The sequence below is a fragment of the Psychrobacter sp. AOP5-GZ1-6 genome (genome assembly GCF_052376345.1).
In the GTDB taxonomy this organism is placed as follows: domain Bacteria; phylum Pseudomonadota; class Gammaproteobacteria; order Pseudomonadales; family Moraxellaceae; genus Psychrobacter.
In genome coordinates this window covers 1-4,109 of sequence record NZ_JBQSVP010000197.1, presented here as the reverse complement: position 1 = coordinate 4,109, position 4,109 = coordinate 1, and the positions used below count along the sequence as shown (strand labels likewise).

The window sequence follows — 4,109 nt, the reverse complement described above, 5'->3', positions numbered from 1 at the left end:
TATTATGGTTAAAGTAGAAAAATTAGGTGTGTTTCTTAGCTCAATAAATGCTTTTTTTGTACAGATAAAGGGCTCAGAAGCATCTATTGACACACCTTATTTGAATCATAACAGAAGTGCCGTTGGCTATGATTATAGTGGTGTGATTGAGATATCGGGCCCACTTGAGGGTTGTGTCTATGTCAGTGCGCCAAGTGCGATGTTGCGAGAGATCATCAAAGTGATGGGCGAGCCTGACTCATCAATCAAAATGATGAAAGATTTACTGGGTGAGATGGCTAATACCATCTCTGGTAATGCTCGTACTGAGTTTGGTGCTGAGTTTATTATCTCACCACCTCACATTGTTGAAGGTGTCCCGAGTGTGTCTTATTTGCCTAAAGACCGACAGAGCTATGTCACACCATTTACTTGGCATGGTTATAAAGCGGTTATTGGTATTTGTATCGCATAATCAGATATAGAGCAAAGTATATACAGTCAAAGTAACTTCAAAAAGCGACACATTAGTGTCGCTTTTTTTGTTTGTAGAAAAGATTATATTTCGCTTTTATTTTAATGCGTTATACTAATAAATGACTGGAGATGATTGTGGAATATATGATAAAATACGGCGCAGCTATTTTATAAGTTAGAGTTTGATGTTTTACCAATTTTAATAATAGCTTCTTTTTTAAACCAACCAATGACACACACATCATGGCAAAGAATTGCTGGGTGTTTGGCGACTTGATTAATTTGTATAAAAGTTAGTGTTGTTTTAATGAGCATTAACCGTTAGCAGATGCGTGTCGCTAGATAGGCAGTTTTTGTGATGTGGAGGCATAACCCAACCAATAGGAAAATTTAACATGGCTACAAAGAACCCAACCAAAATCGAAATGCGCGACTTATTACAAGCCGGTGCTCACTTTGGCCACCAAACACGTTTTTGGAACCCAAAAATGGGACCATACATCTTTGGTGCACGTAACAAGATCCACATCATCAACCTAGAGCACACAGTAAAAGCGTTTAATGAAGCTTTGACTTATGTAAACGGCCTAGCTGCCAAGAAAAACAAAGTATTGTTTGTTGGTACTAAACGCGCTGCAAGCGGCATCATCCGTGAGCAAGCTGCCCGCGCTGGTATGCCGTACGTTGACCATCGCTGGTTAGGTGGCATGTTGACTAACTGGAAAACACTACGCCAGTCAATCAATCGTCTAAAAGAGCTGGAAAAGCAATCAGAAGACGGTACTTTCGCGAAGCTAACTAAGCGTGAAGCGTTAGAACGTACTCGCGATATGGAAAAACTTGAGCGTTCACTAGGCGGTATCAAAGACATGGGCGGCCTACCTGATGCTATCTTTGTTGTAGACGTGGATCATGAAGCGATTGCTATCAAAGAAGCCAAGAATTTGGGTATCCCAGTTATTGGTATCGTTGATACAAACTCTAGCCCAGATAACGTTGATTACATCATTCCAGCTAACGATGATGCTATCCGTGCGGTGACTTTGTATGTTACCTCTATGGCTGATGCTATTATTGCTGGTAAAGAATATGCACAGACTCAAGCTGGCGGCAAAGCTGAGCAAGCACCTGCTGCTGAAGAAGCACCAGCTGAAGCTAAAGCAGAAGAAGCTGCAACTCCAGCAGAATAAATAGCTGGCCGAAAAGGTTTAACTTAATAAGAATAATTTGATAGCGTATCTATCAGTACACTTATGAGGTTATTAACAGCGTATAAGCTTACAATAGGCATGATGTAGTTTTACTCGTCATGCCTTGTTGTTGATGGATAGGCAGTTAGTAGGCGAGTATTATCGCCTATGTTTTTCCGCACTATACAGTGTCTATGATGACTATTTACAATAGATACGGTTATCACGGAAACAGTGACATCATACAATCAGATTGCATGGCTATACAGTAAAAAATATTAGCAAAAGTTAAGCACTATAGTTGAATCCAAATGATTTCGAGACAAGTAAGCCAAATGCAAGCTATACATTAGTATGGTTAGCGAGGATAACGACGTAGCGGATTTATACGGACTTGACTATATCCAACATAACAATACTAAGGTGACTCTTATGTCAGAAGTAAAAGTATCTGCCAAAATGGTAAAAGAATTGCGTGACCGTACTGGTCTTGGCATGATGGAATGTAAAAAAGCGTTAGAAGAATCAAACGGCGATGTTGAAGTTGCTATTGATAACCTACGTAAATCTGGTCAAGCTAAAGCAGCTAAAAAAGCGGGTAACATCGCAGCTGATGGCGCAATCATCATTGCCCAAGGCGAAAACAAAGCATTTTTGTTAGAAGTTAACTGCCAAACTGACTTCGTTGCAAAAGATGATAGCTTCACTGCATTTGCAGAAAAAGTAGCTAATATTGCCCTAGAGAATAACGTAACAGACGTTTCCGCTATCTCTGCATTGCCTTATGGCGATGGTCAAACAGTTGAAGAAGCACGTGTATCATTAGTACAAAAAATCGGTGAAAACATTCAGGTTCGCCGTGTTGAAGTACTTGAAGGTGCAAACATCGCTGCATACCGTCATGGTCTACGTATCGGTGTGGTCGTTTCTTATGAAGGTGGTACTGCAGACACTGGTAAGAACCTTGCCATGCACATCGCTGCATTTAACCCGGTTGCGGTTAATGACGAAGACGTTTCTGCTGACGTACTAGCACGTGAAAAAGACATCATCGAAGCCAAAGCTAAAGAGTCTGGCAAACCTGACAATATCGTTGAAAAAATGATCGAAGGTGGCTTACGTAAGTACTTAGACGAAGTAACTTTACTACGTCAGCCATACGTTATGGACAACGATAAAAAAGTTGGTGACGTACTAAAATCTGAAGGCGTTAAAGTACTTGGTTTCAAACGTCTAGAAGTTGGTGAAGGCATTGAGAAGAAGCAAGAAGATTTTGCTGCTGAAGTTGCTGCGACTCAAGCAGCTAACAAGTAAGTTTTAAAATATCGTAAGCGCTATGTTAATTGTGAGCATTGTATCAATTGCTTGATGTAGTGCTTACTGATTGTTTAAACAAGCTTGTTTTTGAATCTAAGAAACATAAAAAAGCCCGTTAATTAGTTAACGGGCTTTTTTATGTCTAGCTTACTTATCTTGGGGTTACTGTTTTACATACGCTAGCTTTTTAGCGACTTAATGTTTTAGCGTAAAGCAGCATACGCTGAGTTGACATAACTGGCACTGTTACCATTACTACTGGTGCCATAACTGACATTTTTAAGACCACTGCTTGTATTATTGTTTTGGTTACTAGCGCTCATAGTCACGCCATATAGGCCTGAATCATTTTTATACAAACTATGATAGCGGCTCATTACTTTTTTAACATAGTTCTGTGTTTCTTTGAAGGGAGGGATGCCACCGTATTTATCGACATTGCCTTCCCCTGCATTATAGCCTGCCACAGCATATTCAATTCTATTGTCAAAACGGCGCATGAGCCAAGCGATATATTTAGCTGAGCCCTCGATATTTTCGGCTGGGTTCCAAGGATTATTTACTTTAAAGCGGCGGGCAGTGGCAGGCATTAGTTGCATCAGACCTTGTGCGCCAACTGGTGAGCGTGCATTGGGATTAAATGCTGATTCAGTATGCATCATTGCTTTCATGAGCGCTGGATCTACGCCATGACGCTGGGCTGAGGCACGAATATAGCTATCATAAGCATTGCGGCTACTGCTTTTACTAGCGGCGCTGCTTCCGTAGTTATTGTTATTGCTATCGTCGTACATCTTAGAGTTTCTATAGTGGGTAACTTTGACTGTTTGAGTAAATTTATCAAAGTCACCACTAGTTTGACTGCGATTGGTAAGTAGTATTTGACCGTCGCTACTTTTTTTGATGTACATACTATCTGCATAAGCTGTAACAGAAAAGGTTAAAGTACTAGTAATGACAGTAAGTAGGGTGGTAGACAAGCAGCGAGTAACTAGGGTTGTAATATTTATCATAGGGTTATCACTTTTCATCGAGTAATAGCAAGGTATTTTGCCTATAGGCGCATTGTTGTGCGCGTTTAAGCGGTTATCGTGTCGGTAACGAGCTCTATAAAGGATATAGCAACTCAGAACACATCACTTCTAA

4 protein-coding genes are annotated in these 4,109 nt (G+C 40.4%); 3 read left to right on the top strand and 1 reads right to left on the bottom strand.

Going from position 1 to position 4,109, the window contains the following annotated elements; all coding sequences use genetic code 11:
• The 3 genes from ACT3RN_RS14835 to tsf form a co-directional block, all read left to right on the top strand.
• On the top strand, positions 1-454 hold a 454-nt coding region (locus ACT3RN_RS14835; RefSeq protein WP_444518770.1), incomplete at its 5' end, for a chemotaxis protein CheX.
• A gap of 397 nt (positions 455-851) precedes the next feature.
• The gene (gene rpsB / locus ACT3RN_RS14830; protein ID WP_192520448.1) at positions 852-1,646 is read left to right on the top strand and encodes a 30S ribosomal protein S2; all 795 of its coding nucleotides are present in this window, start codon (positions 852-854) and stop codon (positions 1,644-1,646) included.
• A 432-nt stretch (positions 1,647-2,078) separates the two neighbouring features.
• Positions 2,079-2,960, top strand: a complete 882-nt coding sequence (gene tsf / locus ACT3RN_RS14825) for a translation elongation factor Ts (RefSeq protein WP_192520447.1) — start codon at positions 2,079-2,081, stop codon at positions 2,958-2,960.
• A gap of 206 nt (positions 2,961-3,166) precedes the next feature.
• Here tsf and ACT3RN_RS14820 read toward each other — a convergent pair whose 3' ends face one another.
• Positions 3,167-3,976 carry a lytic transglycosylase domain-containing protein gene (locus tag ACT3RN_RS14820; protein ID WP_192520446.1) on the bottom strand — a complete coding sequence of 270 codons (810 nt, stop codon included), beginning with the start codon at positions 3,974-3,976 and terminating at the stop codon, positions 3,167-3,169.
• Positions 3,977-4,109 lie beyond the last annotated feature (133 nt).

Bases quoted from the DNA above. Each gene is read 5' to 3' on its own strand.
- rpsB (WP_192520448.1), top strand. From the start codon at position 852: ATGGCTACAAAGAACCCAACCAAAATCGAAATGCGCGACTTATTACAA.
- tsf (WP_192520447.1), top strand. From the start codon at position 2,079: ATGTCAGAAGTAAAAGTATCTGCCAAAATGGTAAAAGAATTGCGTGAC.
- ACT3RN_RS14820 (WP_192520446.1), bottom strand. From the start codon at position 3,976: ATGATAAATATTACAACCCTAGTTACTCGCTGCTTGTCTACCACCCTA.